The 25,651-nt window shown below is 69.7% G+C and carries 22 protein-coding genes and 2 pseudogenes; 15 read left to right on the forward strand and 9 right to left on the reverse strand.

Annotated features, from left to right (window positions below; all coding sequences use genetic code 11):
* Positions 1-37: 37 nt before the first annotated feature.
* On the forward strand, positions 38-541 hold the full coding sequence (locus tag ABTZ58_RS09200) for a MarR family winged helix-turn-helix transcriptional regulator (RefSeq protein WP_351352475.1): 504 nt from the start codon (positions 38-40) through the stop codon (positions 539-541).
* Positions 542-889: 348 nt separating this feature from the next.
* On the opposite strand, the gene ABTZ58_RS09205 is transcribed toward ABTZ58_RS09200, so the two are convergent.
* Positions 890-1,894, reverse strand: coding sequence for a D-cysteine desulfhydrase family protein (locus tag ABTZ58_RS09205; RefSeq protein WP_351352478.1), 1,005 nt, complete (start codon positions 1,892-1,894; stop codon positions 890-892).
* Between the two features lie 103 nt (positions 1,895-1,997).
* Between ABTZ58_RS09205 and ABTZ58_RS09210 the strand changes: the two genes are divergently transcribed.
* The 5 genes and pseudogenes from ABTZ58_RS09210 (at position 1,998) to ABTZ58_RS09230 (ending at position 5,590) form a co-directional block, all read left to right on the forward strand.
* Positions 1,998-2,798, forward strand: a complete 801-nt coding sequence (locus ABTZ58_RS09210; protein WP_351352481.1) for a DUF2382 domain-containing protein — start codon at positions 1,998-2,000, stop codon at positions 2,796-2,798.
* 356 nt (positions 2,799-3,154) lie between these two features.
* Positions 3,155-3,583, forward strand: coding sequence for a phage holin family protein (locus tag ABTZ58_RS09215; RefSeq protein WP_351352733.1), 429 nt, complete (start codon positions 3,155-3,157; stop codon positions 3,581-3,583).
* On the forward strand, positions 3,580-4,128 hold the full coding sequence (locus ABTZ58_RS09220; RefSeq protein WP_351352484.1) for a DUF3618 domain-containing protein: 549 nt from the start codon (positions 3,580-3,582) through the stop codon (positions 4,126-4,128). The genes ABTZ58_RS09215 and ABTZ58_RS09220 overlap by 4 nt, the downstream gene beginning before the upstream one ends.
* Positions 4,129-4,285: 157 nt before the next feature.
* Positions 4,286-4,480, forward strand: a pseudogene (locus ABTZ58_RS09225) (hypothetical protein); the annotation flags it as partial.
* Between the two features lie 42 nt (positions 4,481-4,522).
* Positions 4,523-5,590, forward strand: coding sequence for a hypothetical protein (locus ABTZ58_RS09230; protein ID WP_351352487.1), 1,068 nt, complete (start codon positions 4,523-4,525; stop codon positions 5,588-5,590).
* 46 nt (positions 5,591-5,636) lie between these two features.
* Here the strand turns inward: ABTZ58_RS09230 and ABTZ58_RS09235 are convergent, their stop codons facing one another.
* The 3 genes from ABTZ58_RS09235 to ABTZ58_RS09245 form a co-directional block, all read right to left on the reverse strand.
* Positions 5,637-6,521, reverse strand: coding sequence for a hypothetical protein (locus tag ABTZ58_RS09235; RefSeq protein WP_351352490.1), 885 nt, complete (start codon positions 6,519-6,521; stop codon positions 5,637-5,639).
* Between the two features lie 448 nt (positions 6,522-6,969).
* Positions 6,970-7,428, reverse strand: a complete 459-nt coding sequence (locus ABTZ58_RS09240; RefSeq protein ID WP_351352493.1) for a hypothetical protein — start codon at positions 7,426-7,428, stop codon at positions 6,970-6,972.
* A 27-nt stretch (positions 7,429-7,455) separates the two neighbouring features.
* A complete protein-coding gene (locus tag ABTZ58_RS09245; protein ID WP_351352496.1) occupies positions 7,456-8,352 on the reverse strand; it encodes an alpha/beta fold hydrolase in 897 nt (298 codons plus the stop codon).
* Positions 8,353-8,437: 85 nt separating this feature from the next.
* Between ABTZ58_RS09245 and ABTZ58_RS09250 the strand changes: the two genes are divergently transcribed.
* Complete coding sequence (locus ABTZ58_RS09250) at positions 8,438-9,025, forward strand: CGNR zinc finger domain-containing protein (protein WP_351352499.1); 588 nt, start codon at positions 8,438-8,440, stop codon at positions 9,023-9,025.
* Between the two features lie 209 nt (positions 9,026-9,234).
* Here the strand turns inward: ABTZ58_RS09250 and ABTZ58_RS09255 are convergent, their stop codons facing one another.
* Complete coding sequence (locus tag ABTZ58_RS09255; protein ID WP_351352502.1) at positions 9,235-10,704, reverse strand: non-reducing end alpha-L-arabinofuranosidase family hydrolase; 1,470 nt, start codon at positions 10,702-10,704, stop codon at positions 9,235-9,237.
* A 551-nt stretch (positions 10,705-11,255) separates the two neighbouring features.
* Between ABTZ58_RS09255 and ABTZ58_RS09260 the strand changes: the two genes are divergently transcribed.
* Both ABTZ58_RS09260 and ABTZ58_RS09265 read left to right on the forward strand, forming a co-directional pair.
* A complete protein-coding gene (locus tag ABTZ58_RS09260) occupies positions 11,256-12,683 on the forward strand; it encodes an endo-1,4-beta-xylanase (protein WP_351352505.1) in 1,428 nt (475 codons plus the stop codon).
* 99 nt (positions 12,684-12,782) lie between these two features.
* The gene (locus tag ABTZ58_RS09265) at positions 12,783-14,084 is read left to right on the forward strand and encodes an RICIN domain-containing protein (protein ID WP_351352736.1); all 1,302 of its coding nucleotides are present in this window, start codon (positions 12,783-12,785) and stop codon (positions 14,082-14,084) included.
* 173 nt (positions 14,085-14,257) lie between these two features.
* Here the strand turns inward: ABTZ58_RS09265 and ABTZ58_RS09270 are convergent, their stop codons facing one another.
* Positions 14,258-14,836, reverse strand: coding sequence for a TetR/AcrR family transcriptional regulator (locus ABTZ58_RS09270; RefSeq protein ID WP_351352508.1), 579 nt, complete (start codon positions 14,834-14,836; stop codon positions 14,258-14,260).
* Between the two features lie 65 nt (positions 14,837-14,901).
* Here ABTZ58_RS09270 and ABTZ58_RS09275 point away from each other — a divergent pair, with 65 nt between their 5' ends.
* Positions 14,902-15,495, forward strand: a complete 594-nt coding sequence (locus tag ABTZ58_RS09275; RefSeq protein WP_351352511.1) for a dihydrofolate reductase family protein — start codon at positions 14,902-14,904, stop codon at positions 15,493-15,495.
* 319 nt (positions 15,496-15,814) lie between these two features.
* On the opposite strand, the gene ABTZ58_RS09280 is transcribed toward ABTZ58_RS09275, so the two are convergent.
* Positions 15,815-16,537, reverse strand: coding sequence for an alpha/beta hydrolase (locus tag ABTZ58_RS09280; RefSeq protein ID WP_351352514.1), 723 nt, complete (start codon positions 16,535-16,537; stop codon positions 15,815-15,817).
* A gap of 279 nt (positions 16,538-16,816) precedes the next feature.
* Between ABTZ58_RS09280 and ABTZ58_RS09285 the strand changes: the two genes are divergently transcribed.
* Positions 16,817-17,716 (forward strand): helix-turn-helix domain-containing protein, encoded by a 900-nt coding sequence (locus ABTZ58_RS09285; RefSeq protein ID WP_351352517.1) that lies wholly within the window; start codon positions 16,817-16,819, stop codon positions 17,714-17,716.
* Positions 17,717-18,661: 945 nt separating this feature from the next.
* Here ABTZ58_RS09285 and ABTZ58_RS09290 read toward each other — a convergent pair.
* Positions 18,662-19,396 (reverse strand): dienelactone hydrolase family protein, encoded by a 735-nt coding sequence (locus ABTZ58_RS09290; RefSeq protein ID WP_351352520.1) that lies wholly within the window; start codon positions 19,394-19,396, stop codon positions 18,662-18,664.
* Between the two features lie 713 nt (positions 19,397-20,109).
* Between ABTZ58_RS09290 and ABTZ58_RS09295 the strand changes: the two genes are divergently transcribed.
* The 3 genes and pseudogenes from ABTZ58_RS09295 to ABTZ58_RS09305 all read left to right on the forward strand — a co-directional run bounded on the left by ABTZ58_RS09295 (position 20,110) and on the right by ABTZ58_RS09305 (position 22,416).
* Positions 20,110-20,457 carry an STAS domain-containing protein gene (locus ABTZ58_RS09295; protein ID WP_351352523.1) on the forward strand — a complete coding sequence of 116 codons (348 nt, stop codon included), beginning with the start codon at positions 20,110-20,112 and terminating at the stop codon, positions 20,455-20,457.
* A 165-nt stretch (positions 20,458-20,622) separates the two neighbouring features.
* Positions 20,623-21,087, forward strand: a pseudogene (locus tag ABTZ58_RS09300) (PP2C family protein-serine/threonine phosphatase); the annotation flags it as partial.
* A gap of 75 nt (positions 21,088-21,162) precedes the next feature.
* Complete coding sequence (locus tag ABTZ58_RS09305) at positions 21,163-22,416, forward strand: PP2C family protein-serine/threonine phosphatase (RefSeq protein ID WP_351352739.1); 1,254 nt, start codon at positions 21,163-21,165, stop codon at positions 22,414-22,416.
* A gap of 99 nt (positions 22,417-22,515) precedes the next feature.
* On the opposite strand, the gene ABTZ58_RS09310 is transcribed toward ABTZ58_RS09305, so the two are convergent.
* Complete coding sequence (locus tag ABTZ58_RS09310; protein ID WP_351352526.1) at positions 22,516-23,025, reverse strand: MarR family winged helix-turn-helix transcriptional regulator; 510 nt, start codon at positions 23,023-23,025, stop codon at positions 22,516-22,518.
* A gap of 358 nt (positions 23,026-23,383) precedes the next feature.
* Here ABTZ58_RS09310 and ABTZ58_RS09315 point away from each other — a divergent pair, with 358 nt between their 5' ends.
* Positions 23,384-25,579: a pectate lyase-like domain-containing protein gene (locus ABTZ58_RS09315; protein ID WP_351352529.1), complete on the forward strand. Its 2,196-nt coding sequence runs from the start codon at positions 23,384-23,386 to the stop codon at positions 25,577-25,579.
* Positions 25,580-25,651: the final 72 nt, after the last annotated feature.

Below are 25,651 nucleotides of genomic sequence, written 5' to 3' on the forward strand. Positions count from 1 at the left end.
ACCGCGCTCTTCGAATTCGAAGCAGTAAACTCCGGCCATGCCTGACTCACCGCCATCACTGGACCCCGTGCAGCTCGGCGCCTACTTCGACCTCATCGAAGTGACCAGCCTCCTCCGGCACGCGGTCGAGCAGCAGCTGCGCGAAAGCGGCGGTCTCAGCTACGTGCAGTTCCAGCTGCTGGCCCGCCTCGGGGACTCGCCGACGGGCAGCCACCGCATGACCGACCTGGCCGACGGTGTGGTCTACAGCCGCAGCGGCCTGACGTACCAGGTGGGTCTGCTCGAGAAGGAGGGTCTGGTCGTCCGTGCTCCCTCGCCGGACGACGAGCGGAGCATCACCGTCACCATCACCGATGCCGGACGTGAGCTGCTGGCGAGGGTGCTGCCGGGGCACGTCGAGGTGGTCAGCGGCCTGTTGTTCGAACCGCTTTCGCGCGACGACGTCCGGGCTCTCGCCGACCTGCTGGCGCCGGTGCGCGACCACATGCGCTCGACGCCGCCTCGTTCGGCCGCGTCCCGCCGCCGCAAGGGCGGAGCGTAGGGACTCGTCAGGCACCGGATCCGCGAAGACCGCAGCGGATCACGAGGCGCCAAGTCGCCGGGCAGCCACGGCCCCGCGGGCGTAAAGGCCCACGAAGCAGGCCGCCGCCCGACGCCTCGCGGTGCCCCACGGCACCTACCGACGTCACCTCGCCCTGGCCAGGGAACGCCTCGATGAGCCCCGGGGACGCTCGCGAGCCGGGCTGACCCGCTAGACGCACCTCGTGGGGGAGGACGGATGCCGCCCGCCCGGGTCTTCATCGCCCGGCCGGCAGGGAGACGCACCGCGGGACGATTCCCGTGCCACCGCACCGGCACCGGCACCTCACCGGCACCCGTCGGCTCCGCCTCAGCCGAGCATGCCCGGGACCTCCGAGTGGCCGAAGAAGCCGGGAAGTCCGCCGGTGTGCACCAGGACCGTCGTGTCACCGGGGCGGATCTCCCCGTCGCGGACGGCCGCACGCAGGCCGGCGAGGGCGCGGCCTGTATAGACGGGGTCGAGCACCACACCCTCGCACCGGGCAGCCAGCGACAGGGCGTCGGCCGTCTCCTCGGTCAGTGTCCCGTAGCCCGCGCCGATCTGGTCGGTACGCACGCGAAGGTCTGCGACAGCGAGAGGGGCCTGTGTCAGCGCGGATGCGTACGCGTGGACGGCTTCCTCCGCTTCGGGTCGGGCGCCGGTGTCCACGCCGAGGACACGCCGGGCTCCGGCGGCGGCGACCAGCCCGGCCATCGTGCCGCCCGAGCCGAGGGCCACGACGATGTGCCGAACGTCGGGACTCTGCTCGAGCAGCTCCTCGCCGGCTTCCACGTAGCCTCGCGCGCCCAGGACGCTGGAGCCGCCGAAGGGAATCAGGGCGGGGGCCGCGCCCGCCCTGCGCAACTCCGCTACGGTCTCGCCGGCCAGTGTGTCGAGTCCCTCGGCGTCCACGTCACCGGCCCAGACCAGGCGGGCGCCGAGGAGGCTGTCGAGCAGGAGGTTGCCGGACGCTGCGGCCGGCGGTTCTCCCGCGAGGACGAGTACCACGTGCAGGCCGAGGCGTGCCCCGGCCGCAGCGGTCAGGCGGGCGTGATTGCTCTGGGCGACGCCGGTGGTGACCAGGGTGTCCGCGTGCTCGGCGAGCGCCCCTGCCACGGTCCATTCCAGCTTGCGGATCTTGTTCCCGCCTCCGGCGAGCCCGGTGAGGTCGTCGCGTTTGATCCACAGATCGTCGGCGCGGAGCCCCAGGGCCTCGGACAGCCGGGGTGCCGGTTCCAGAGGAGTGGGCCAGGTGCCCAGACGTAGACGGGAGAAGGGGAGGCCGCGCGGGTGGGCGGTGTCCCCGACTGCTGACTGGGTCGTACGGCGTTTCATTACTGGTCTCCCGCGCTACGCAATAAATGCCATTTAGGCGGTTTTCGCCTCTTTGTCGGTGGTGACTCGTATGCAAAGACCAACGAGTAAGGGACTTGAAAACATGATCACTCGCGAGCAGATACCGACTGTGCTGGAGCACCCTGTCTACGACACGGACGGCAACAAGATCGGAGAGGCACGGCACGTCTTCTTCGACGACGTTACCGGTGAGCCGGAATGGGTCAGTGTCAGCACCGGCCTGTTCGGCACCAGCGAGTCCTTCGTACCCATCCACGACGCCACCGTCGTCGAGGATCACCTGGAGGTGCCCTACGACAAGAACCGGGTCAAGGACGCCCCCAATGTAGACGTCGATGCCGGCGGCCATCTGTCCGAGCAGGAGGAGCACCGCCTGTATGAGCACTACGGCATCGACTGGGACGCGGCATGGCAGCAGGCGAACCGTCCCGGCGAGACCGGCTGGGCCCGCAGCGGCACCGAGGACACTACCGGCACGTCCCACACCATGGACACCGGCGTGGGCGACGACGCGATGACGCGCTCGGAGGAGCGCATGCACGTCGGCACCGAGCGGCGTGAAGTCGGCCGGGCGCGGCTGCGCAAGTACGTCGTCACCGAAGAGGTGCAGCAGACCGTTCCGGTGCGCCGGGAGGAAGTTCGCGTCGAACGCGAACCGATCACGGACGACAACAGGGACGCCGCTCTGTCCGGGCCCGATATCACTGAGGCCGAGCACGAGGTCACCCTGCACGAAGAGCGCCCCGTGACCGAGACGGAGACGGTGCCGGTGGAGCGGGTGCGGATGACGACCGACGAACGCACGGACGAGGAGACCGTGCGCGGCCAGGTCCGCAAGGAGCGCATCGAAACCGAAGGCGTCGAGGAGCCCCGCGACCGCTAGGGGGGCGGTCCGGGGGCCAGGGGCGGCCTGCCTCGCCTGTACGCGCCGGCCCGCTCGGCTGATGCCCGAGCGGGTCGACGACGTGTGTCCGGCAGCCTCAACCCACCGCTCGCAGGCGGGTGCGCCGGTCCCCACAACGCCGCGGCGACGCACCCGCGCCACCGTGCACACCCGTGTGCGTGCGACGCGTCAGTCCGCCGGTCGGCCTCTCCCGCAAGAACCGATCGAGAACGGTGACCTGATCTGGCCTTTTCGGGGTACTCGCGTGTGCGCACCACGCCCACCGGCCGCGGAACGGCCCGACGGCGTGGATCCGCAACGAAGGAGAGAGTTGGGAGGTGATCGTCGTGTCGACCATGCAGCCACCCCCTGCCGACCCCGGCCGCGGCAGTGCACACCACAGCGACGAGCCGGTGAGCGAACTGGTGCAGCGGGCGTCGCAGCAGCTGACAGAGCTGGTGCGCGGCGAACTGCGCCTGGCACAGGCGGAGATGAAGGAGAAGGGCAAGCGCTACGGCAAGGGCGGCGGGCTGTTCGGCGGTGCCGGAGTGCTCGGCTTCCTGACGCTGGAGGCGCTGGTCGTCACCGCGATCGCTGCGCTGGCGGTGCCGCTGCCGGTGTGGGCCGCCGCTCTGATCGTCACCGCGGTGCTGGGCGTGATCGCCGCGGTGATGGCCCTGAGCGGCAAGAAGCAGGTCCAGCAGGGCGCACCGCCCACGCCTGAGAAGACGATCGACAGTGTGAAGGCCGACGTGGCCGAGATCAAGGAGAGTGCACAGCGATGACTCAGCCGCCCCACGACGAGCAGACCGCTTCCAGCCCCGAGCAACTGCGCGAGCAGGTCGAGGGCACCCGCCAGGAACTCGGGCAGACGGTCGAGGCGCTCGCGGCCAAGGCCGACGTCAAGGCCCGCGCCCAGGACAAGGCGGCCGAGGTCAAGCAGCAGGCCGCCACCAGGGCTGGGGAGTTGAAGGAGCAGGCCACCGTCAAGGCCGGGGAGCTGAAGGAGCAGGCCGCCACCAAGGCCGGGGAGCTGAGGGAGCAGGCCACCGTCAAGGCCGGTGAGCTGAAGGCCAAGGCCGCTCAGAGCGCGTCCCTCGTGCAGGACAAGCTTCCCGATCCGGTGAAGGACAAGGCTGCTCAGGCCGCCGAGCAGGCCCGGGCCAAGGCCGCTCAGGCCACGCACCTGCTCCAGGAGAAGGCGCCCGAGCCGGTGCGGCACAAGGCGGCCCAGGGAGCACAACTGGCGCGGGACAACCGCACCCTGCTGCTGGCGGCCGCCGCGGGCGCCGTAGTGGTGTGGCTGGCATCCCGCCGCGCGAAGAGGTGAGCCGAAGCGACGCCTAGGAGGAGCGACTGGTGCCCGATCCGCGGAATGCGGGTCGGGCACCAGCCCGTATCAGACGCCTCCTTGCGGCCCTCGCCCACCCTGGACGGCGGCCTGTGGCCGTGCTGCCGGTGGCAGCGGCGTAGGCGGCGCCTCCCGGTCCATGCCGGACGAGTGGGCCCGTTACCGGTGGGTCTTCACCGTGCCGGACGGAGGCCCCCGCCTGGCGGGAACGGACGTCGTCCACCTCCGGCGGAACCTCATCGACCAGATCATCGTCTTCGCGGGAGAGATCGAGCCGGCCCCTTCCAGCCGGCCCGGCACCGGCGCCCCGGACGCCTCCGACGCCGGCTGAGGCGGTCACGGGTTGTCAGTGGCTGGTGGCAGGATCACCGGCATGGCATTCGTCCGTACCACTCCGCCGCGGCCCGTCGACGTGACCGCGGTCTTCCCCGAACTGACCCCCTTCGCGCGTGCCGCGGTTCGGCTGCATCCCCGTCCCGGGTCGCCCTCGGTACGGGACAGCTCCGTGGGTGGCCCGTTGCTGTGGCCCGCCGGCGAGCCATGGCCGCACTGCGAAGCCACACACCGGGGCACCGGGCGGTGCAAGTCGCCGGCGGAGATACGACTGGAGAGGCGCAGACTCGCCCGGCTCCACCGCGATCCGAAAGGGCCGGAGTACACGCCGGAGGAGGCGGAGATCCATGCCCGCAACGCCGCGACGTTCATGGAGCGACTCGAAGCCGGACCTCCCTGGCCCGCGGAAAGCCCCGTCCCCATGCTGCCCATCGCCCAGCTGTACGTGCGAGACGTCCCCCTCCTGCGGCCACCCGGGCAGGCCGACGTGCTCCAGGTGCTGTGGTGCCCCTACGACCACGAACCGGATGCCAAGCCCGCGACCCGGCTGTTCTGGCGGTCCGCCGCGGACGTCGGCGAGGTCTTGGCCCTGCCGCCGGATCCGTACGAGGCCGACTGGGACGGCTATGTGCCCGAGCCGTGCCTGCTGGCACCGGAAGCCATCACCGAGTATCCCAACAGCCTCGATCTGAGCCCGGAGTTGAAGCTGGCGGTGGGGGACTGGAGCAGGTGGCAGGCAGCCGGTGCCGACGTGGACAGCTCGTACGCGGACTATCCGGCGGAGTTCTACGACGGCAATCTGGCGGACGCTCCCGGCTGGAAGGCCGGCGGTTGGCCCCCGTGGGGCCGCACCGACCCGTACCCCCGCTTCTGCGCCGTCTGCGACGCCCGGATGGTCCCGCTGCTGACCGTCGCCTCCTTCGAATGGGACGGTGCCACGCGCGGCTGGGCACCATGCGAAGAACGAGAGGCCGCCTACGCACCCAGTCACCGCGCCGGCCAGGACCCGTCGCAGCCGACCAAGGTCGAAGTAGGCAGCACCGACAACATGCAGCTCTACGTCTGCCCGACCTCTCCGGAGCACCCACACACCGACCTGATCCAATGAACTCCCGGGTCCGCTGCCTCCGCTCGGACGGGCACGGGCAGGCGGCTCAGGTGTGAAAGGACCCACCCGTCCAGCCGCCCCCATAGTCACCACCACCGCCGTAGTCGCTGCTGTAGCCGCCTCCGGAGCGGTGCGGCCGGTCCCGTTCCGGGCGTTCGGGTATCGGGTTTTCCCGCAGGTAACGCGCGGCGGGGTCCGGTCGCCCGTTGCGCCGGGCGGTGTCGATGAGCTGCCAGGTCCGGCTGTGGGCACTGAGATCGGGGGAGTGGTGAACGTCGAGATAGGCGGCGTACACCAGCTCCCCATCCGGGTCGACCGCGTCGTACTTCTCCCACTGCTCGGTCAGGAAGTAGAACACGGCGCGCTCTCGCCGTCCCTCCGGCGCGTACCCCGCGTCGATCGCCGCTGCGACGGCCTCCTCGTAGCCGGGCAGCCGGGAGCAGGCGATCTCACACAGACGCTCTCGTGCCACGCCCTCGGGCAGCTCCCGCAGGACCCGCCTGTACTTCTCGGTCAGATCGGCGCTCGCTATCCGTGTGCCGCTCAGCACGGCGTCGACCGTGCCGGGGCGGGTGAGGTCGATGAGGTCGGGCCGGTCCTTCGCCACCGCCAGCAGGACGCCGCCGGTGGCGCCCGGCGGGGTCGCCGGGTCGAGATGCGGGTTGGCGATGCTCACCTCCGTCACAAACGCCCCGGGCAGGAAGCCACCGTCGTCCCACCGTGCCGCCAGGGCGGCGAGGATCAGTGGCTGGTCCGTGGCCGACAGGAACCGCAGCAGGTCGGGGCGTTGGGGTGAGTCGGACAGGAGCATCATCAGGTGCTTGACGATGCCCTCCGGCCGGGTCCACTCATGGTCTCCACCCGGCTCACCGTCGAGGAACCGGATCAGCCGGGGCGGCGGCCCGCCACCCAGCAGCAGAGGCGCTGCCACGGCTGTCCACCCCCGGTCGTCACCCGTGTTCCGCCTGCCTCCGCACTGCAACAGGCTTTGACAGAACACTTCCCCTGCCGCCCGGGGCTCCTCGCATGCGGCGACCAGAGCGTCGAAGGCCTTGCCGGCCACCGGTTGTGAGGCGCTGGCCGCGATCCGCACCAGGCTCCCGGCGGCGAGCGAGCCTCTGTCCCGGTGCAACTGGCGTGCCAGGCGCGCGACGGCGTACGGCCCCAGGGCCCGTCCGAGGACCCAGTCGCGGCCCCTGCCCCAGTTTTCCCAGCGTCTCATCGTGGATGGCGACGTCATCCCCCGATTGTCGGTGGACCGGGCGACAGGTGCCATAGCCGAAACCTGGCCGACAAGCGACCTGCGGGGCATGTCGGGTATCAACCGTCTGCGGGTGGGACGAGGGAAGCTCGGGCGATGCGAGCCGCCGCCCGGCAGCTCAGGTGCCCGGCCAGAACTGCGCGATGTAGCGCTCGACTCCGTGCACCACACCGTGCTGGGTCTGCGCGGCCACCGCCTCACGGCCTGTGCAGACGACTCGTACCGCCCAGACGCCGGGCCCGTCCGACAACTCGATCGCCTCCGGCATCGGTCCCGCTGCCATTCCCCTGGCGCGCAACTTGCCCGAGGAACAAGCGATGCCGGCCAGAGCGATCTCGTCCCACTTTCCCGCGGGCACCGGGGGCTCCCCGTCCCAGATCTCCACCGTCACAGACGCGGTGTGGGTGTGCCCGGCGCTGTGGAAATCAAGGCGGCCGGGGTGGGCGGTGAGGAAGACGCCGCTCTCATAACCCTCGGGGAACAGCACAGGAACCTGTGAGTCGTCGAAGTCCTGCAGGGCCCATCCGCCGTAGTCGACACTCACCGGATAGTCCTGGCACCTGATCAGCTCGGCCACGATCTGACCCCTTGTCGTCGTGGCCGGTCAGGCCGGGATGCGGTCCAGGAGACGGGCGATGAGCGGGGCGATGTCCGGGAGGTGGTCCTCCAGGGCGAAGTGGCCGGTGCGGAAGAGGTGCAGTTCCGCTTCGGGGACGTCGTTCAGGTAGGCGCGGGCGCCTGATTCGAGGAAGAACGGGTCGCCGGTTCCCCAGGTGATGAGTGTCGGCGGGCGGTGCTCGCGCAGCCATGCCTGCCAGGAGGGGTAGGCGGCCAGATTGCTCTTGTAGTCGTAGGCGAGAGCCAGTTGGGCCTGCTTGCGGCCGGGCAGGTCCAGGAAGTGCTGGTCCAGCAGCCAGCCCTCCGGGGCGATGAGTGCTGGGTCGGTGACGCCGCCCTCGTACTGGGCGCGGGTGGCGGCCAGGGTGAACAGGTCGAGGATGGTGGACTCGGCGCCCGGGGTCTCGGGCGTGAGCGCGGTGAACGCGCGGGCCGCGTCCGACAGGGCCTCCAGGTAGGCATTGCCGTTCTGCACCGCCATTGCGGTCACACGCTCCGGGTGGCGCAGCGCCAGGCGGAAGCCCACCGGGGCGCCGAAGTCGAACAGGTACATCGCGTACCTGGCGAGTCCGAGCCGCTCGGTGAAACCCTCGACGACGTCTGCCAGTCGCTCGAAGGTGTAGGTGAAGTCCTCCGGAGCGCGCGTGTGCCCGAAGCCGGGGTAGTCCGGTGCGATCAGCCGGTAGCGACGGCCCAGGCTGTCGATGAGGCGCCGGAACTGGTGGGAGGCGGAGGGAAAACCGTGCAGGAGCAGTAGCACCGGGGCGTCTTGGCGCTCGGGCAGGGACTCCCGGTAGAAGACCTCCACACCATCGACGTCGACGTACCGGTGGGCCGTGCGGGCAGGGATCGAAATGTAGGGCGCGTCCACGGACGTAGTCATGTCACATGCCTCCTGGGCTGGATGATGCATTAGATCTACCAGTCCTTGAGCTAATGCGTCAACTGCTTGGTGTAGCATTAGAGGCATGAACGACGGTGAGCCACTGACCGGCGAACCCCTCGCCATCGACCTCGTCAACACTCGTCCGGCGGACGGCGACGCCCGCACTGACCTGCTCGACACCCCGCAGCGGCTCGCCGCCTGGCTGGCCCTGGAAAGCGACCGCCTGAGCACAGAGACAGGCGGCGCGGTACCGGCTGCGAGTGACCTGGCCCCCGTGCACGCCGTCCGCGACCACGTCGAAGCGGTGCTGCATGCCCTGCTGCACGGCGCGGAACCCGCAGACACACACCTGCGAGCCCTCACCGACGCCCAGCGGGCCGCTCCCGCCGTACGCGAACTGACCTGGGACGGAGCGGGCGTCACCGCCGTCGTCCACCGCTCGGGCACCCTCGGCGTCCGACTCGCCGCCCGCCTCGCCGAAGCCGCCGCAGACCTCTTCACCGACCCCGCGATCGGCAGGCTCAAGCGTTGCGAAGCCGACGGCTGCGTCATGCTCTTCCTCCCCGCGCACCCGCGCCGCCGCTGGTGCTCGGCCGACCGCTGCGGCAACCGCATGCGGGTGGCCCGCTACTACCGGCGCCACAAGCAGGACGCCGACGGGGGTCGTTGATCATGTACCCGCCGCGCCGACGGTGGTAGGCCCCTTGGCCGGCCTCGGCCCCGAGAAGGGGCGCCGCACCGCTGCGGCGCCCCCTGGCCCGGCCCCGAGCCCGCGTCGCCGCGTGAGTGCCGACGCCGTCGCGTGAACGGGCGGGCTCGGCCTTTCGCCGAACCCGCCCGTTGCCGGCTCCCTGCCGAGGCCGGACTCACGTCACGCCGTCAGCGCTGCAGTGTCAGCAGACCCGGGCGGTAGGGCAGGAGGCCGTAGTCGCCGCCGGAGCTGGGGCTGCGGCCCTGGTAGAGCAACTGCAGATGGCAGGGGTCGACGGTCATGGTCTGATCAGCGCTGGTGCGGAGCAGTTCGCCGTGGCTGATGTCGTTGGTCCAGGTCGCCCCGCTGTTGGCCTTGCCGGCGAAGGGGTTGCTCTCGGTCGCGGCCTGGGGAGTCCATGAACCGTTCAGACTGGTGGCCGTGAACGAGCGGAAGTAGCGGTGGCCCTGCGCGCCGATCGCCTCGACGATCATGAGGTAGCGGTTCTGGCCCTGCAGTTTGTAGACCTGCGGCGCTTCGAACAGGTTGTTCGTCGTATCGCTCATGACGACTGTCGAGGTCGAGCCGAAACTGCCCGGGAAGTTCCCGATGGGCATGCCGGCCCGGTAGATCTTGCCGTTGTCGCCGGCGAAGAACAGGTACATGTTCGTGCCGTCAGCGATGAGCGTCTGGTCGATGGGGCCCGTTCCGGAGCCGGCGATGCTTCCGGAGAAGAGCTCCTGCTCCGCTGACCAGCCATTCGGGTTGGTGGGGTCGCTCGATGTCCGGTAGGAGAAGGCAGTCCTGCCCCACTGGTAGGCGAGCACCCAGATGTTCTTCGGCGCGAAGTAGAAGAGCGTCGGGGCGACCGTGGAAGTCGACATCGCGTTCTGGCTGGCCGAGGCCATCTCCGACCAGTTGGTGAACGGGCCGAAGTTCATCGAGCCCCATCGCGTGCCCGTGTCGTGCGTCGTCGCGTAGACGAGCTGCCTGCCGTTGTAGGGGGCGACGGTGAAGTCCTTCAGCGAGACCCACCCCGGCTTGGGCTGCGCGAGCGCCCCGGTCGACGTCCAGCGGTAGGACGACGGAAGGCTGCACGAGCCGGGGTTGTCGGCGCCGACCTTCACGAGTTGCCACTGCTGGTTGGTGCCGCCCCAGTCGTCGTACTGGACGATGTTGGCGTTGTCGGCGGTGGAGGCACCCTGTACTTCGAGGGCCTTGTTGCTGTGGCGCGAGATGAGCCTCACGTAGCCGTCCGGGCTGTCGGCCAGCCGCCACTGCTGGTTGGTGGCGTTCAGGTCGGCCCACTGGACGATCGAGCCACCGTTCGCGGTGGACCAGTTGTGGAGGTCGAGCACCTTGCCGGAGTGGCGGGATTTGATGCGGTAGTAGCCGCCTCCGGCGTCGACGAACTGCCACTGCTGCTGGCTCTGATCGTTTCTGGACCACTGGGTGATGCGGGCGCCGTCACTGGTCGCCATGTTGTAGACGTCCAGGGCTTTGCCGCTGTTGCGATTGACCAGCACGTACGAGGCGTCGGGGTCTACGGTGGCGGCCTCGGCGGGCTGGGCGCCGAGGAAGGTGGCCACGAGCAACAAGGGCGCGAGGACGGCGAGTAAGCGTCTTGGACGGGCCGGGGACTGGGGGTGGAACCACATCAGAGGGCCTCCTTGGGGAGTGGGGTGAGGTCCCGATGAATCGCGGAGCGGACGTTCCGGGAGCGCGGCAAACCTCGAATGTTTCGAGGAGTTCCCGGATGCCATGACGGCCCAAGCTAGGAATGTGGGGTCCTCTGGTCAAGGCTTGTCGCTGAACTGTCCACAAACAGCGCCTCCGCCTCTGGGCCGGGAGCTGCTGCGCTAAGCGGTTCATAAGTGACGTGCGGTGTCGCAGAGTTCACCTAGGTGGCACAGCCCGCTTCCGAATGTTTCGATCGATGAATCGAAATTTCTTCTGCGGAAGCTGTTGACGACCCGTCACCCTCGCCTCAATCATCCCTGTCTGAGGAACCGAGCGCAGTTCGGCATGTCGAACTATGTCCGCCCTGAGTCACCCATGCCGCACGGCAGATCCACGTACAGCTGCACACTCCGGTGGTTCCGTGCCGCCGGCTTTCGGCCCCCCCCTCCGTCCGCCCCGCCGAAAGGACGCGGACGACGCACCCCCTGCGCTCCAGTCCTTCCGTGACATCTACCTTGGAGGCACAGCCATGGGCTACGCCCTTCCCGGACCCCTCGGCCGCCGGAGACTCCGCGGCCTGCTGCCGGCGCTGCTCGTCGGCGTCCTCGGTACGGTCGGCGCACTGGTCGCGCCGCCGACCGCGCAAGCCGCCGAGAGCACGCTCGGCGCCGCCGCGGCCCAGAGCGGCCGCTACTTCGGCACCGCCATCGCCTCGGGCAAGCTGGGCGACTCGACGTACACGACGATCGCGAACCGCGAGTTCAACTCGGTGACGGCCGAGAACGAGATGAAGATCGACGCCACCGAGCCGCAGCGGGGCCAGTTCAACTTCACCGCCGCCGACCGCGTCTACAACTGGGCGGTGCAGAACGGCAAGCAGGTGCGCGGCCACACCCTGGCCTGGCACTCCCAGCAGCCCGGCTGGATGCAGAACCTCAGCGGCAGTGATCTGCGCCAGGCGATGATCGGCCACATCAACGGCGTGATGGCCCACTACAAAGGCAAGATCGCCCAGTGGGACGTCGTGAACGAGGCCTTCGCCGACGGCAGTTCGGGAGCACGCCGCGACTCCAACCTGCAGCGCACCGGCAATGACTGGATCGAGGTCGCCTTCCGCACCGCGCGCGCCGCCGACCCGGCCGCCAAGCTCTGCTACAACGACTACAACGTCGAGAACTGGACCTGGGCCAAGACCCAGGCCATGTACGCCATGGTCCGGGACTTCAAGCAGCGCGGGGTGCCGATCGACTGCGTCGGCTTCCAGTCGCACTTCAACAGCGGCAGCCCCTACAACAGCAACTTCCGTACCACTCTGCAGAACTTCGCCGCTCTCGGCGTCGACGTGGCCATCACCGAACTCGACATCCAGGGCGCCCCCGCCTCGACCTACGCCAACGTGGTCAACGACTGCCTGGCCGTCCCGCGTTGCCTCGGCATCACCGTCTGGGGTGTGCGCGACACCGACTCCTGGCGAGCGGAGCAGACGCCGCTGCTGTTCAACGGCGACGGCAGCAAGAAGCCCGCCTACACCGCCGTCCTCAACGCACTCAACGGCGGTACCACCACGCCCCCCACGGATGCCGGACAGGTCAAGGGCGTCGGGTCGGGCCGCTGCCTGGACGTGCCCAACGGCAGTACCACCGACGGCACCCAGCTCCAGCTGTGGGACTGCCACAACGGCACCCATCAGCAGTGGACGTACACGTCCGCCGGTGAGTTCAAGGTCTACGGCAACAAGTGCCTGGACGCCGCCGGTACCGCCAGCGGCACCAAGGTGCAGATCTACAGCTGCTGGGGTGGCGACAACCAGAAGTGGCGCCTCAACTCCGACGGATCCATCGTCGGTGTCCAGTCGGGCCTCTGCCTCGACGCCGCCGGGGGCGGCACCGCCAACGGCACCCTGATCCAGCTTCACTCCTGCTCCAACGGCAGCAACCAGCGCTGGACCCGCACCTGACATGGCCGGCCACGAACGAAGGGTGCATCGATGACGGCCTCCGGTGCGGCTTTGCTCGCCGCTCCGCGAAGGCATCGCTGGTGGTCCCGGGTCGCCGCCGTGGTGGCGGCGACCCTCGCGATCGGCATGCTCACCGCGGTGAAACCGACGCCCGCCGAGGCGGCGACGGTGGAAACCGACGCCTGGTACGTCCTGGTGAACCGCAACAGCGGCAAGGCGCTGGAGGTCCCCGGCGCGTCCAGCGCCGACGGCGCGCGGGCCGGTCAGTGGACGCGCGGCGACGGAGCCCACCAGCAGTGGCGGTTCGTGGACTCCGGCGGCGGCTTCTACCGCCTCAAGGCCCGGCACTCGGGCAAGGTGCTCGACGTGGCCGGCGCCTCGACCGCAGACGGCGCGGCGATCCAGCAGTGGGCCGATCACAACGGGGCCAACCAGCAGTTCCGCCTGGCCGACTCCGACGCGGGTCACGTCCGGCTGATCAACCGCACCAGTGGCAAGGCGGTGGAGGTGCAGGGCGCGTCCACCGCCGATGGCGGCAACATCGTCCAGTACTCCGACTGGGGCGGTGCCAACCAGCAATGGCAGCTGGTGAAACTGTCGTCCGATGGAGCAGGCGGCTGCGGCAGCGCCCCGGCTCTGACGAGCGGTACGCACACCTTGCAGAGCGGCGGCAAGAGCCGAAGCTTCATCCTCAGGGTTCCCGCCAACTACGACAACCGCCACCCCTACCGGCTGATCTTCGCCTTCCACTGGCGGGGCGGAACCGCCGCCGACGTCGCCTCGGGTGGCACGAGCGGCAGCGCTTGGTCCTACTACGGCCAACAGGAACAGGCGAACAACAGCGCGATCCTCGTCGCCCCCCAGGGCCTCGGCAACGGCTGGGCCAACCAGGGCGGTGAGGACGTCACCTTCGTCGACGACATGATCCGGCGCATCGAGGGCGGCCTCTGTGTCAACCCGGCACAGCGCTTCGCCACGGGATTCAGCTGGGGCGGCGGCATGAGTTACGCACTCGCGTGCAGCCGGGCGAACGTCTTCAGGGCAGTCGCCGTCATCGCCGGCGCTCAGATCAGCGGGTGCAGCGGCGGCACCCAGCCCATCGCCTACTTCGGGATCCACGGCATCAGCGATTCCGTCCTCGGCATAGCGCAGGGACGGTCCCTGCGTGACAGGTTCGTCGCCAACAACGGCTGCACCGCCCAGAGCCCGCGCGAGCCCGCGCCGGGCAGCCGCACGCACATCACCACCATCTACTCGGGCTGCCGCGCCGGATACCCGGTCCAGTGGGCCGCGTTCGACGGAGACCACATCCCCGGTCCGGTCGACGGCTCCTCCGGCGAGAGCGGCGTCGCCACCTGGACCAAAGCAGAGATCTGGAGGTTCTTCGCCCAGTTCCAGTGACCCACCCGCGACTACGGAGTGGAGCCAGGTGACGAGCCGGCTCCACTCCGTGGGCGTCCTTCCGCGCGAGGGCGCCCCACCTTCATCCGATCCCCGAGTCTCGCGGGCGCGGCCCGAAGAGCACCGGGATGATGCCCTTGAAGGTGGCAGCGTCACCTCTGGGCCCAAGTCATCTACTCCGCCGCCACGATGCGCTCCACAGCGGCCCTCACCAGTTGCTCACGCTCTGCCTCGGTGAAGACGTCCGGCAGCGTGAGCTGTTCGACGATCAGCCAGTTCAGCGTCAGGATGAGCAGTTTGACGGCCATGGCGTCGCCAGGGAGGCCCGAGGCCTCGTGATAGGCGACGTTGGCGTCGATGTCGGCTCGGACCCGCTCGGTGAGGACCTTGCGCAGTTCGGGGCGGCGGGTGGCCTCAAGGCGGAGTTCCAGCAGCGCGAGGTAACCGGTGCGGAACGAGGCGATGCGGCCGACGAGTTCGCGCATCAGCACAGCGTAGGTCTCCCGGTCGCGGTCGGCCGCCTGCTGGCGGGCGATCGTGGCCTCATCGGGCTGGAGTCGCTCGTAGACCCGGGCGCCGGTCTGAGTCAGCAGGTCGTCGCGGCTGGCGAAATAGTTGGACGCCGTGCCGACGGGAACGCCGGCCTCGGCATCCACGGCCCGGAAGGTCAGGCCGCGTGCGCCTTCCCGGGCCAGCACCTCGATCGCCGCGTCGACGAGTGCCGCGCGCCGCTGGTCGTTCCGTCTCACCATTGACACCACTCCAGGTGTAGTACTACGTTCAAACCACTTCAAGCAGAGTACAACTGGAGGTCCCCATGCGAAAGCTCGTGTACTACGTGGGCGTCTCGCTCGACGGCCGCATCGCCGGCCCCGGCGGAGAGTTCGACTTCTTTCCGCAGGGCGATGAGCAGCAGGCCGCCGCCTACTTGACCTGGATGAACGCGCTGTACCCGGAGACCGTCCCGACCGCTTACCGCGGGGCTGCCGGCGTCACCGACGCACCCAACCGGCGTTTCGACACGGTCGTCATGGGCCTGGGCGCCTACCGCCCCGCGTTCGACAACGGAATCACCAGCCCCTACGCGCACCTGCGCCATTACGTCGTGTCCAGCACCCTCAAGCCGGACACCGACCCGGCTGTCGCCGTCGTGCCGAGCGACCCACTCGCCCTGGTCCGTGAACTCAAGGGCGAGGTGGGCACCGGCCTGGACATCTGGCTCTGCGGCGGCGGCCAACTCGCGGGCGCGCTGCTGCCCGAGATCGACGAGCTGCTGATCAAGACCTATCCGGTCGTCGCCGGTACCGGCGTCCCGGTAGTCGACGGCGCCTTCGACCCCACCGTCTTCGAAGCCGCCGAGCGCACCGCCTTCCCCAACGGGGTCACTCTCACCCGCCTGACCCGCCGCTGATCCGCGACGTCACCTCGGTTGACCAGATGACGATGGCCGGACCTGTTCGGCCAAGGCTCGCCGGGACGTACCCACCGTCGACGTGGTCGCCCGCATAGCTCCGCGACCAGGCACGGCAGCCGCAGCATTCGGCGGCGAACGGAAGCTGAGGGAGGCGTCCTTTGCTCGTCGGTGCACGCGGAACCGTCCGCTGACGCGAGGTCAGACAATATCGAGGTGGAGTGGACTCGGTCGCCCTTGGAGCCGACCCGTGCCGTGCTCGCATGCACGGCATCGTGTCGACTCGCAAGCCGGTGAGGGGCGTACGGCGCACGGGGGATCAGGCCAGCCGGAGCAGAAGGTCGGCTAGTTCGGCCGGTGTGGTGATCATGCAGTCATGGCCGGTCGTCAGCTCCCAGACCCGCGCCGGGGTGCCGTTGGGCTGGATCTCGGGTACGGGACGCCGGACGAACCCCTCCGGCAGGACGGTGCAGTGGATGTGCGTACGCGGGATCCTTCTCGCGGCCGGCTCGTTCAACCGAACCGGTTGCCGCAGGCAGTTCACCGGCTGGTCCGACAGCATGGTGCGCAGCCACGCGACATCGTCCGGGTCGGTCACGCCGAACAGGCCGACGGGCGGCGGCATCTCGGGCGGGGGCGGCACCCGCCAGCCGCTCTCCGATCGTAGGGCGAGGTCGATCAGGTGCTGGGTGACCGGCATGACGTCGACCGCTGTCTCGCCGTCCTCGGGGACCATCGCGTCGAGGTAGACCAACTGCGCGATCCGGTCCGAGACATCGTTGGCCACGGACGAGATCACCAGCCCGGCGTAACTGTGCCCGACGAGAATCACCTCGGTCAGGCCCTCCTCGATGATCAGCGCGACGACGTCCTCGACGTGCGTGTCGAGCCCCACGTCGGGGCCGGCCGGATGCGCCGTGTCGCCGTAGCCGGTGAGCGAGGGTGTGAACACGCGGTGGCCCGCCGCCGTCAGCAGCGGAACCACCCGCTCCCAGCACCTGCCACTGTGCCAGGCGCCGTGGACCAGGAGGAACGTCGACATGGAGTGCTCCTTGCTGCGCCGGCCCGCTGTCGGGGCCGCAGGGGTGAAGGGAAGGGTCGACCGTCCGGTCCGGCCGAAGCCCTGCGCAGAGCCGTCGGGGCTTTCGGACCAGACGTGTGTCGTCCGGCCCGGCCGGACCGCGCCCGCTGCCGCGGGAGGGAGTGACCGGGTGGGCCGGCGGCAACGTTGCCGTGGCGGTACCGGGAGAGCCAGGGCCTTGGCGATCCTGGGGGTGACAGGGCCACCCGGACGCGCGACCGCCCGAACTACCGTGGGGTCATGACCGGCGAACCGAATCTCCTGGGTGACTACGTGCGAGCCCGCCGTGAGCTCGTCACTCCCGAGCAGGCCGGTGTGCCCGTCGTGGGAGTGCGTCGGGTGCCGGGCCTGCGCAGGGAGGAGGTCGCCATGCTCGCCGGCATCAGCGTCGACTACTACCTGCGCCTGGAGCAGGGCCGCGACCGCAACCCCTCGGTACAGGTGCTGGAGTCCCTCGCCCGTGTGCTGCTCCTGGACGACGATGCGACGGAGCACCTGCTCGCTCTCGGTGCGGATCGTCCCCGACGGCGTCGGCGCCGGCCCGCGAAGGAGACCGTTCCGCAGGGCGTCGCGCAACTCGTCGCCACGCTTCCACTCCCTGCACTCGTCGAGGGCCGCTATTTCGACGTCCTCACCGCCAACCGGCCGGCCGCGGCCCTGTCACCGCGCTTCACAGCGGGCACCAACCGTCTGCGCAGCCTCTTCCTCGACCCCGCCGAGCAGGCCCTGTACCCGGGCTGGGAGCAGGCCGCCGCGGGCATGGTCGCCGGTTTCCGCCGGTCCATCGGCGCCGACACGGACGATCCCCGGTGTATCGAACTGGTCGGCGAACTCTCGCTCGCCAGCCCCCTCTTCAGCCGACTCTGGGCCCGCCACGACGTGGTGGCGTGCGAAGGCTCACCCAAGCGCATCGACCATCCTCAGGTCGGTGAACTGTGGTTGAACCGGGAGCGGCTGAGCGTCGACGGCGCGGCGGGACAGACACTCGTCGTCTACCACCCAACCCCTGGTACGGACAGCGCTGACAGACTGACGCTGCTCGCCTTCTCGGCAAGACCACCGTTCAGGCCTTCCGGAGCTCATCACCGGACCCGTGCCCTCAAGGATGACTCGGCAACTCGAACTGGACCGCGACTGTGATCACGCGATGCCCTGACGTGATGAATCCCGGAAGAAAATGCCGTGCGGGCTGGACCGCCCGAAGTGAGAATGGCCCCTTGCTCATCGTGGATACCGTCCTGGAGACCCCGGACACCCTTGACTTGCCTGTCTGGCCGGTGGCCGACCTGCCTCCGTACCAGTTCACGGCTCTGTCGGGCAGCATGTCCCAGCTCGAAGTCGGCAGCGCGCTGGCCATGCTGGCTGACTACAACGCGCGGACAGCTGATGACGGTCGCCCCTTGGGTGGGCCTACTTGGATGAACGGACCCGCCGGGAGGTAGACGCGGACGTGCTGCGCGGTCGCCGGCTGTTGGCGGTCAAGTCCGTCTGGGAGGCATTGCAACCGCTGGGGGTAGGTCTACACGAGGCCCAGAGGGTGGTCCACGCGCGATACCAGGTCCCTCGCCAGACGGCGAGAGCCACTCGGCGACCATCTACCAGCGTCCTGGCGGCTCGCCGCCGGGCACTGCCGCCGTCAAGGCAGGCCGGGCGCTGGCCGCCCACCTTGGCGTGCCCTTTCACTTCGCTTCTCCGGACGTCCCGGATGACGAGGCACCACGCTGGCGGACGATCAGGAGGCCGAACGGGACGTAGGGCGCCGGCAGGGCGTCAAGGCCGCACGAGGGCTCGGGCGCTCGCGGGGCGAGCCGGCCACCACACTGCACCTGGCGGTCGAGCGGGCCCAGAGACCGATGTCGCTGGTGATCACAGGTGATCACAGCCGGGCAGGATGGAGACCCCCGCAGTCCCAGGTCCTCCTCGGCCGTATCCGCGTGACCCGGTTCGGGTCGGGACGGCCGTGCACCCGGCCGGGCGCGGTCCGCGCCAACCGGTGGAGTGCGGACCGCTGTTGCCAGCACTGTTCAGGACGCCCCAGGAGGACCGCGGAGCCGTGCACTTGAGGTTCGGACCGCGGGCCGCGCCTCAACAGTTGGCCAGAGCGCGGTCGAGGAGGGAAAGCAGGCGTTCCCAGTGAAGCTGTAGTGCGGCGGGGCTGAAAGCGTCGGTGTCGGCCATGGTGAAGCCGTGGACGGTGTCGGGGTAGATCTCAGAGGTGTAGTCGGCACCCGCGGCATCCAGGGACTGGTTGAGCTTGCCGAGGGCCTCGGGCGTCAAGTCCGTTTCGGCGTGGCCGAAGTGGACCTGGGCGGTGAGGCGGCGCAGGCTGTCGGGCCCGGCGGCGCCCACGGGAGCATGGAATCCGGCGAGGGCAGCCACCTCGCCGGGGTAGGCCGCAGCGGTGCGCACCGCCAGGAGGCCGCCTATGCAGTAGCCGGTCACCGCGACGGGTCCGGAGCCGACCTCGGCCTGGGTGGTGAGGAAGCTGAGGTAGGCATCGGCGTCGCGCAGGGTCTGTTCGATGGTGTGCGCCTCAATCAGGGGCATCAGCCGACCCATGATCGCGATCCGGGCCGCTTCTCCGATGTGCTCGGGTAGCTCGACCACAGGTGCCGGGCCGTGCCGGTAGAGGAAGTTGGGGACGAGCACGTAGTACCCGTGGTCGGCCAGTTCGCGGGCCATCTTCCGCAGCACGGGCCGGATACCGAAACCGTCTGTATACAGCAGCACCCCCGGGTGCCGTCTGCCGTCGTCGGGGAAGGCGGCGACAGCATCGGCCTGGCCGTCCGCGGTGGGAATCTGCAGCATCCTGGTGGGCATGAACTCTCCTGTCGTGGTTGATGTGTCCTGTGATCAACACGACGGGGGAGGAGCCCGCGCGGCAGCGCAAGATCCTCGACCGAACAGCGGGCTCGCACTGGCCCGTACGGCGCTCAGAAGAGCACCGGGTCACCGATCCGTGTGTGGCGTGATGCCGTCCCGGTAGTCACCCCCACAACCTAGTCCACGGAACAAAACCGACGCCAGCACCCTCAGTCCACAGTACAGCCCGTGAGAGCGATCTCGGCCAACGCCTCGCCGCACAGCCAGGGCCCGCTCTCGTCGTCGACGCCAGGGGGACGGACGTGTGCGGGCACGCTCGGGGCGACGGCGTCGACGCCCTCACGGGCCCGGTGGACAGCGCCCTTGGCGTGCGAGCGTCTGCCAAGGCCCGACGACAGCCGGGCTCCCATCCCTTGTCTTCGCAGTACTTCCACCGTGGGTCTGTCCGCAGCGGCCGAGGTCCCGCCGAAGGGAAGGGCAGCAGAATGGTCACAGACTTCACAGAACATCCCCTCGGGGTCGATCGTGGCCATGGATGCCGCCGTGCGACCGTGGGAAGACAACGAGACCGGCCGGCGCCCCCAGGGTTTCCGGTCTTCGGGGACGTTCGGGCGTCGCCCCCATCCCGGGCACCCGGCCCTCGCCATCGTCGTACCCCGGGAGGGGTTTCGTCTTTGGGCTCACAACCCCGGAAGGGGGCCCGTGCCCGCATGAACATCATCACCACCATCGACGGCACCCGCGCACGCATCGCTGCGCGGGGGGAGATCGACTTCGACACGCTGCCCCCGCTGCGCGCCGCGGTTGCCGCGTTGCCCTCGCAGGTGACCGATCTGCAGTGGGACCTGACCGGTACGCCCTTCATGGACATCGCCGGCCTGCACCTGCTGTTCGATCCGGCCGCGAGCAGTCCGGACTGCCGGACGACGGTGACCGGGCTGGGTTCTCAGCCGCTGTGGCTGCTCCTCACGGCGGCCGACGCGGCCCCGGCCGTGTTCGACCTCTCCCGCCTGCTGCCCGACATCGCCCCGCCGGGGTGCCGGCCTGCGACTGCCTGACCAGAAACGATCCCCGAGGGACGCTTACGGGGCATCACACGTCACACACCCGTCCAACAGTTGTCATTGACAACTATGGCCACGAGGCAACAAAGTGGCCGGGTCGGACGTGCGCGGGAAGGGCGGCGGCGTGTACGGAGTCCGCTTCGCGCGCTGGTGGCAGGAATGGGTATCTGTGCTGGTCGGCGTCGCGCCGCGCCGATCAAGCGGTCCGGCTGCCGGTTTCGTCGGCGTCGTCGTGAGCTGTACGCGACCGCCGTGATCGCCTGCTTCCGCCCCGGCGATCCCACCGTCCTGTGGGCCGCCGCCGGACACCCCCCCGCCCTCGTGCGCGAGCCCGGGGGCACCGTCCGGATCCTGGACGACAAGCCCGGGATCACGCTGGGCGTTCCCATGCCCCACCGGTACCAGGACCACACCCTCACGCTCCCACCCGGATCGACGCTCGCCCTGTACACCGACGGGCTGGTCGAACGCCGCTCCCAGGGCGTCGACCCCGGCATCCACCGGCTCGGCCGGGCCCTGGCAGCGCTGAGCACCGCCGAACTGGACCGGGATGTGAACGCAGCCGCCGAATACCTGCCGAAATCGCTGCTCGACGACTCCGAGCGCGACGACGACGTCTGCCTGCTGCTGTGCGGCCGACCCGACACCTGCGCGGAGAACCGCGATAGCGTGGAAATCACCAGCGGAGAGGCAAACATCATGAGCACCCCTGAACCGGTCGCGTCCGCGGAAAGCCTGCTGCGCGCCGCTCCGCCCCACCTCCTGGTCGCCACGGCCGGCCGCCTGCTGGCCGAGCGTGCGGGGGCGCAGGGAGTGACGCTGCTGCTGGCCGACTACGGGCTGACGGTCCTGCAGCCGGTCACCCACCTGCCCAACACCGGCGAGCCGGTGCCCGCCCAGGACGGCCCCGCGGGCCGGGCTTTCGTCAGTCAGATGCCGGTGGTCGAGGTCACCCCTGATCCGGCCGGTGAGGTGGTGCACCTGCCCCTCACCGTGCGGGGTGACCGGCTGGGCGTGCTCAGCGTCCGGATGCCTGCCGACGCCGTGGATCCGACGATGGTGCTCCGGCTCGGCGACTTCGCGACAGCGCTCGCCCACGAGGTCACCACCGCCGGCCGCGACACCGACCTCTACCTGCAGGCCCGCCGCACCCGGCGACTGACCCTCGCCGCCGAGATGCAGTGGCAACTGCTCCCGGGCCGTGGTTGCGCCCGCGAGGAGTACGTCGTCGGAGCCCACCTCGAACCCGCCTACGCCATCGGCGGGGACAACTTCGACTGGTCCACCGGCGCCGATCACCTGACGATCACCGTCACCGACGGCATGGGACAAGGCATCGACGCGTCGCTGCTGACCAGCCTCGCCGTCGGAGCGATGCGCAACGCCCGCCGCGCCGGAATAGGCCTGGCCGATCAGGCCTGCCTGGCCGACCAGGCCATCTACGCCCAGTACGGCGGCAAGGTCTACGCCTCCACCCTGCTCCTGCACTTCGCCCTGGACACGGGCATCGTCCATGCCGTCGACGCCGGATCCCCCCAGCTGTACCGTCAGCGCGGCGCCGACATCGAGCAGGTCGAACTGGAAGCTCAAATGCCGCTCGGCATGTTCGAAGAGACTCTTTACGAGGAGCAGACGTTCGAGGTCGAGCCGGGCGACCGTCTCATCGTGGTCAGCACCGGCGTGCACGGCGCACGCGCCGCGGACGGGGGCCTCTTCGGTGAACGCGCGCTGCGGCAGACCCTCAGCGCCACCCGGCCGGCACCTCCGCACGAGGCCGCACGTTCCGTGGTCTCGGGGCTGATCACGCACTTCGGCAGCAAGGACCTCGCGGCCGACGCCGCGGTCGTCTGTCTGGACTGGAAGGGCCGCGACCTCGGGGCGGCGGGACATGCCCGTGTCGAGGCATGGACATCCGGGGCAGGCGAGGTCGGCTCTCGGCAGGTGGGGCCGTGAGCAGTGCCTCCGAGGCGTTGTCGCCGGCCCCGGTGCTGACCGCTGACCGCTGAGCGTGCTGGGCGGGTCGCGCCGGCGGAGTGAAGAGGATGCTCCGGCTCATGCCGGTGGCGGTTCGGGTCCGGAGCCGTTTCCTGGCGCAGAGGCCTGACCGGCGAGGAAACCCCGCATGCCGTGCCTGAGCAGCATGAGGTCGCGGGGATCCATGGCGGCCAGAGCCGCCGCAAGTACCTGTACGCGCCGCGCCGCCACATCGGCGAGGACGTGCCGACCCTGCGCGGTCAGCGTCAGCCGTACCTCTCGCCGATTGTGAGGGTGCGGGGCTCGTTCCAGCAGTCCCGCGGCCTCCAGCCGGTCGCAGAGACGGCTGGCGGTGGGCAGCCCTATGTCCAGACGCTCGGCCAGGGCGGTGAGATTCAGCTCCGGCGCTGTCTGCAGCGCCCGCAACGCCCGCAACTGGTGCGACGACAAACGCACCGTTGCGTCCTGAGCGGCCAGTGACCACAGACTCGTCAGGCTCTCGATGGCCTCAGCGATCTCCCGTGCGACGGCCTCGGGGCCGCCACGAGGTCCCGCGTCATCATCGCCGGGGCCAGCGGGATGGGTCACAAGAGTGTCTCTTTCGGTAACTGCCGCACAGCGGAGATCCCGCTCATCTAATCGCTGTACCCGGAGAGTCGCACAGCAAGCAGTCGGACCAGGGCCAAGGGTGCGCCGGCAGACCGGCGGGCCCGTCGCCTCTCCTGTCCGCGTACGCGGCAGACCGCCCGGAGACCACCCTCGGCCCGAAGGCACGCTCCAGTGGCACCCTGCTTCCCGCAACACAACCCCACGCCGCACCGCCCCTCGTGATCGACCTTAATGCAAGCCAAAAGAAAAGACGGACCGGAACCTTGACCACCCGTCACCTGACGGGCATCGTCGGGAGAGCGCTCTCCCAATCCCCCTGTTCCCAAGGAGCCTCCCCATGCCCGCTGTCGGCATACCCCCGGCTGCGCCGGTGCCCCACAGACCCGGTCGTCGCGGCATCATCGGCGCTCTGGTCACCGCCCTCGCCGCCGCCCTCCTCGCCGTCGTCCCCGCCGAGCAGGCCCAGGCCGCCCCCGTACTGCTGTCCCAGGGCAAACCGGTCACCGCCTCCAGCCAGGAGCACCACGGCACCCCGGCGACCGCGGCCGTCGACGGCGACAACGGCACCCGCTGGTCGAGCGCGGCGTCCGACCCCCAGTGGATCCGCGTCGACCTCGGCGCCCCCGCCTCGCTCAGCCAGGTCGAGCTGCGCTGGGAGACCGCCTACGCCAAGTCCTACCGGATCGAGACGTCCCAGAACGGCACGGACTGGTCGACGGCCTACTCCACGACCGCCGGCACCGGCGGTACGGAAACCGTGAACGTCACCGGCACCGCCCGCTACGTCCGCATGCTCGGTACCGTCCGCGCCACCCAATACGGCTACTCCCTCTGGGAGTTCAAGGTGTACGGCACTCCCGGCGACGACCCCGGCCCGCAGATACCGGGCGGCGGCGACCTCGGCCCGAACGTGCACGTCTTCGACCCGTCCACGCCCGGCATCCAGGCCAAGCTGGACCAGGTCTTCGAGGAGCAGGAGTCGGCGCAGTTCGGCTCCGGCCGGCACGCCTTCCTCTTCAAGCCGGGCACCTACAACGGCCTCAACGCCCAGATCGGCTTCTACACCCAGATCGCCGGCCTCGGCCTGAGCCCCGACGACACGACGATCAACGGTGACATCACCGTCGACGCCGGCTGGTTCAACGGCAACGCCACCCAGAACTTCTGGCGCGGCGCGGAGAACCTCGCCGTGAAGCCGGTCAACGGCACCAACCGGTGGGCGGTTTCGCAGGCCGCCTCGTTCCGCCGGATGCACGTCAAGGGCGGCCTCAACCTCGCCCCCAACGGCTACGGCTGGGCCAGCGGCGGTTACATCGCCGACAGCAGGATCGACGGGCAGATCGGCAACTACTCGCAGCAGCAGTGGTACACCCGCGACAGCTCCATCGGCGGCTGGTCCAACAGCGTCTGGAACCAGGTCTTCTCCGGAGTCGAGGGCGCTCCCGCCACCAGCTTCCCCGAGCCCCGCTACACCACGCTCGACACGACACCGATCTCCCGCGAGAAGCCCTTCCTCTACCTGGACGGCAGTGAGTACAAGGTCTTCGCCCCGGCCAAGCGGACCAACGCACGCGGCACCACCTGGGCCGGTGGCACCCCGCAGGGCGCGTCGATCCCGCTGAGCAGGTTCTACGTCGTCAAGCCCGGCGCCACGGCCGCCACCATCAACGCCGCGCTGGACCAGGGCCTGCACCTGCTGTTCACCCCGGGCGTCTACCACGTCGACCGGACGATCAACGTCAACCGGGCCGGCACCATCGTGCTGGGACTCGGCCTCGCCACGATCATCCCGGACAACGGCGTGACCGCCATGAAGGTCGCCGACGTCGACGGCGTGCGGCTCGCCGGCTTCCTCATCGACGCCGGACCGGTCAACTCGCCGACCCTGCTGGAGATCGGCCCGCAGGGCGCCTCCGCCGACCACGCGGCCGACCCCACCACCGTGCAGGACGTGTACATCCGCATCGGCGGCGCGGGCGCGGGCAAGGCCACCACCAGCATGGTGGTCAACAGCCACGACGCGATCATCGACCACACCTGGGTGTGGCGGGCCGACCACGGCGAGGGCGTCGGCTGGGAGACCAACCGGGCCGACTACGGCGTCCGCGTCAACGGCGACGACGTCCTGGCCACCGGCCTGTTCGTGGAGCACTTCAACAAGTACGACGTCGAGTGGTACGGCGAGCGAGGACGGACGATCTTCTACCAGAACGAGAAGGCGTACGACGCCCCGAACCAGGCCGCCATCCAGAACGGCACGACGAAGGGGTACGCCGCGTACCGGGTCGACGACTCGGTCGACACCCACGAGGCATGGGGCCTGGGCAGTTACTGCAACTACAACGTCGACCCGAACATCCGCCAGGACCACGGCTTCAAGACCCCCGTGAAACCGGGAGTGAGGTTCCACAGCCTCCTGGTGGTCTCCCTCGGCGGCATGGGCCACTACAACCACGTCATCAACGACACCGGCGCCTCCACGGTCCCGGCCGGCACCTCGACCGTTCCGTCCACCGTCGTGTCCTACCCCTGATCAGGCCGCCCGCCGGCCACAACTCCCCTCCGGGCCGGATGACATCCCCGCGACCCGGCCCGGAGGGGCCCC

This window comes from Streptomyces sp. NPDC094143 (genome assembly GCF_040303825.1).
GTDB lineage: Bacteria > Actinomycetota > Actinomycetes > Streptomycetales > Streptomycetaceae > Streptomyces.

Excerpts from the sequence above, each read along its gene's own strand:
- ABTZ58_RS09200 (WP_351352475.1), top strand. The coding sequence starts at position 38 with ATGCCTGACTCACCGCCATCACTGGACCCCGTGCAGCTCGGCGCCTAC.
- ABTZ58_RS09205 (WP_351352478.1), bottom strand. The coding sequence starts at position 1,894 with ATGAAACGCCGTACGACCCAGTCAGCAGTCGGGGACACCGCCCACCCG.
- ABTZ58_RS09210 (WP_351352481.1), top strand. The coding sequence starts at position 1,998 with ATGATCACTCGCGAGCAGATACCGACTGTGCTGGAGCACCCTGTCTAC.
- ABTZ58_RS09215 (WP_351352733.1), top strand. The coding sequence starts at position 3,155 with ATGCAGCCACCCCCTGCCGACCCCGGCCGCGGCAGTGCACACCACAGC.
- ABTZ58_RS09220 (WP_351352484.1), top strand. The coding sequence starts at position 3,580 with ATGACTCAGCCGCCCCACGACGAGCAGACCGCTTCCAGCCCCGAGCAA.
- ABTZ58_RS09230 (WP_351352487.1), top strand. The coding sequence starts at position 4,523 with ATGGCATTCGTCCGTACCACTCCGCCGCGGCCCGTCGACGTGACCGCG.
- ABTZ58_RS09245 (WP_351352496.1), bottom strand. The coding sequence starts at position 8,352 with ATGACTACGTCCGTGGACGCGCCCTACATTTCGATCCCTGCCCGCACG.
- ABTZ58_RS09250 (WP_351352499.1), top strand. The coding sequence starts at position 8,438 with ATGAACGACGGTGAGCCACTGACCGGCGAACCCCTCGCCATCGACCTC.
- ABTZ58_RS09255 (WP_351352502.1), bottom strand. The coding sequence starts at position 10,704 with ATGTGGTTCCACCCCCAGTCCCCGGCCCGTCCAAGACGCTTACTCGCC.
- ABTZ58_RS09260 (WP_351352505.1), top strand. The coding sequence starts at position 11,256 with ATGGGCTACGCCCTTCCCGGACCCCTCGGCCGCCGGAGACTCCGCGGC.
- ABTZ58_RS09270 (WP_351352508.1), bottom strand. The coding sequence starts at position 14,836 with ATGGTGAGACGGAACGACCAGCGGCGCGCGGCACTCGTCGACGCGGCG.
- ABTZ58_RS09275 (WP_351352511.1), top strand. The coding sequence starts at position 14,902 with ATGCGAAAGCTCGTGTACTACGTGGGCGTCTCGCTCGACGGCCGCATC.
- ABTZ58_RS09280 (WP_351352514.1), bottom strand. The coding sequence starts at position 16,537 with ATGTCGACGTTCCTCCTGGTCCACGGCGCCTGGCACAGTGGCAGGTGC.
- ABTZ58_RS09285 (WP_351352517.1), top strand. The coding sequence starts at position 16,817 with ATGACCGGCGAACCGAATCTCCTGGGTGACTACGTGCGAGCCCGCCGT.
- ABTZ58_RS09290 (WP_351352520.1), bottom strand. The coding sequence starts at position 19,396 with ATGCCCACCAGGATGCTGCAGATTCCCACCGCGGACGGCCAGGCCGAT.
- ABTZ58_RS09295 (WP_351352523.1), top strand. The coding sequence starts at position 20,110 with ATGAACATCATCACCACCATCGACGGCACCCGCGCACGCATCGCTGCG.
- ABTZ58_RS09305 (WP_351352739.1), top strand. The coding sequence starts at position 21,163 with ATGAGCACCCCTGAACCGGTCGCGTCCGCGGAAAGCCTGCTGCGCGCC.
- ABTZ58_RS09315 (WP_351352529.1), top strand. The coding sequence starts at position 23,384 with ATGCCCGCTGTCGGCATACCCCCGGCTGCGCCGGTGCCCCACAGACCC.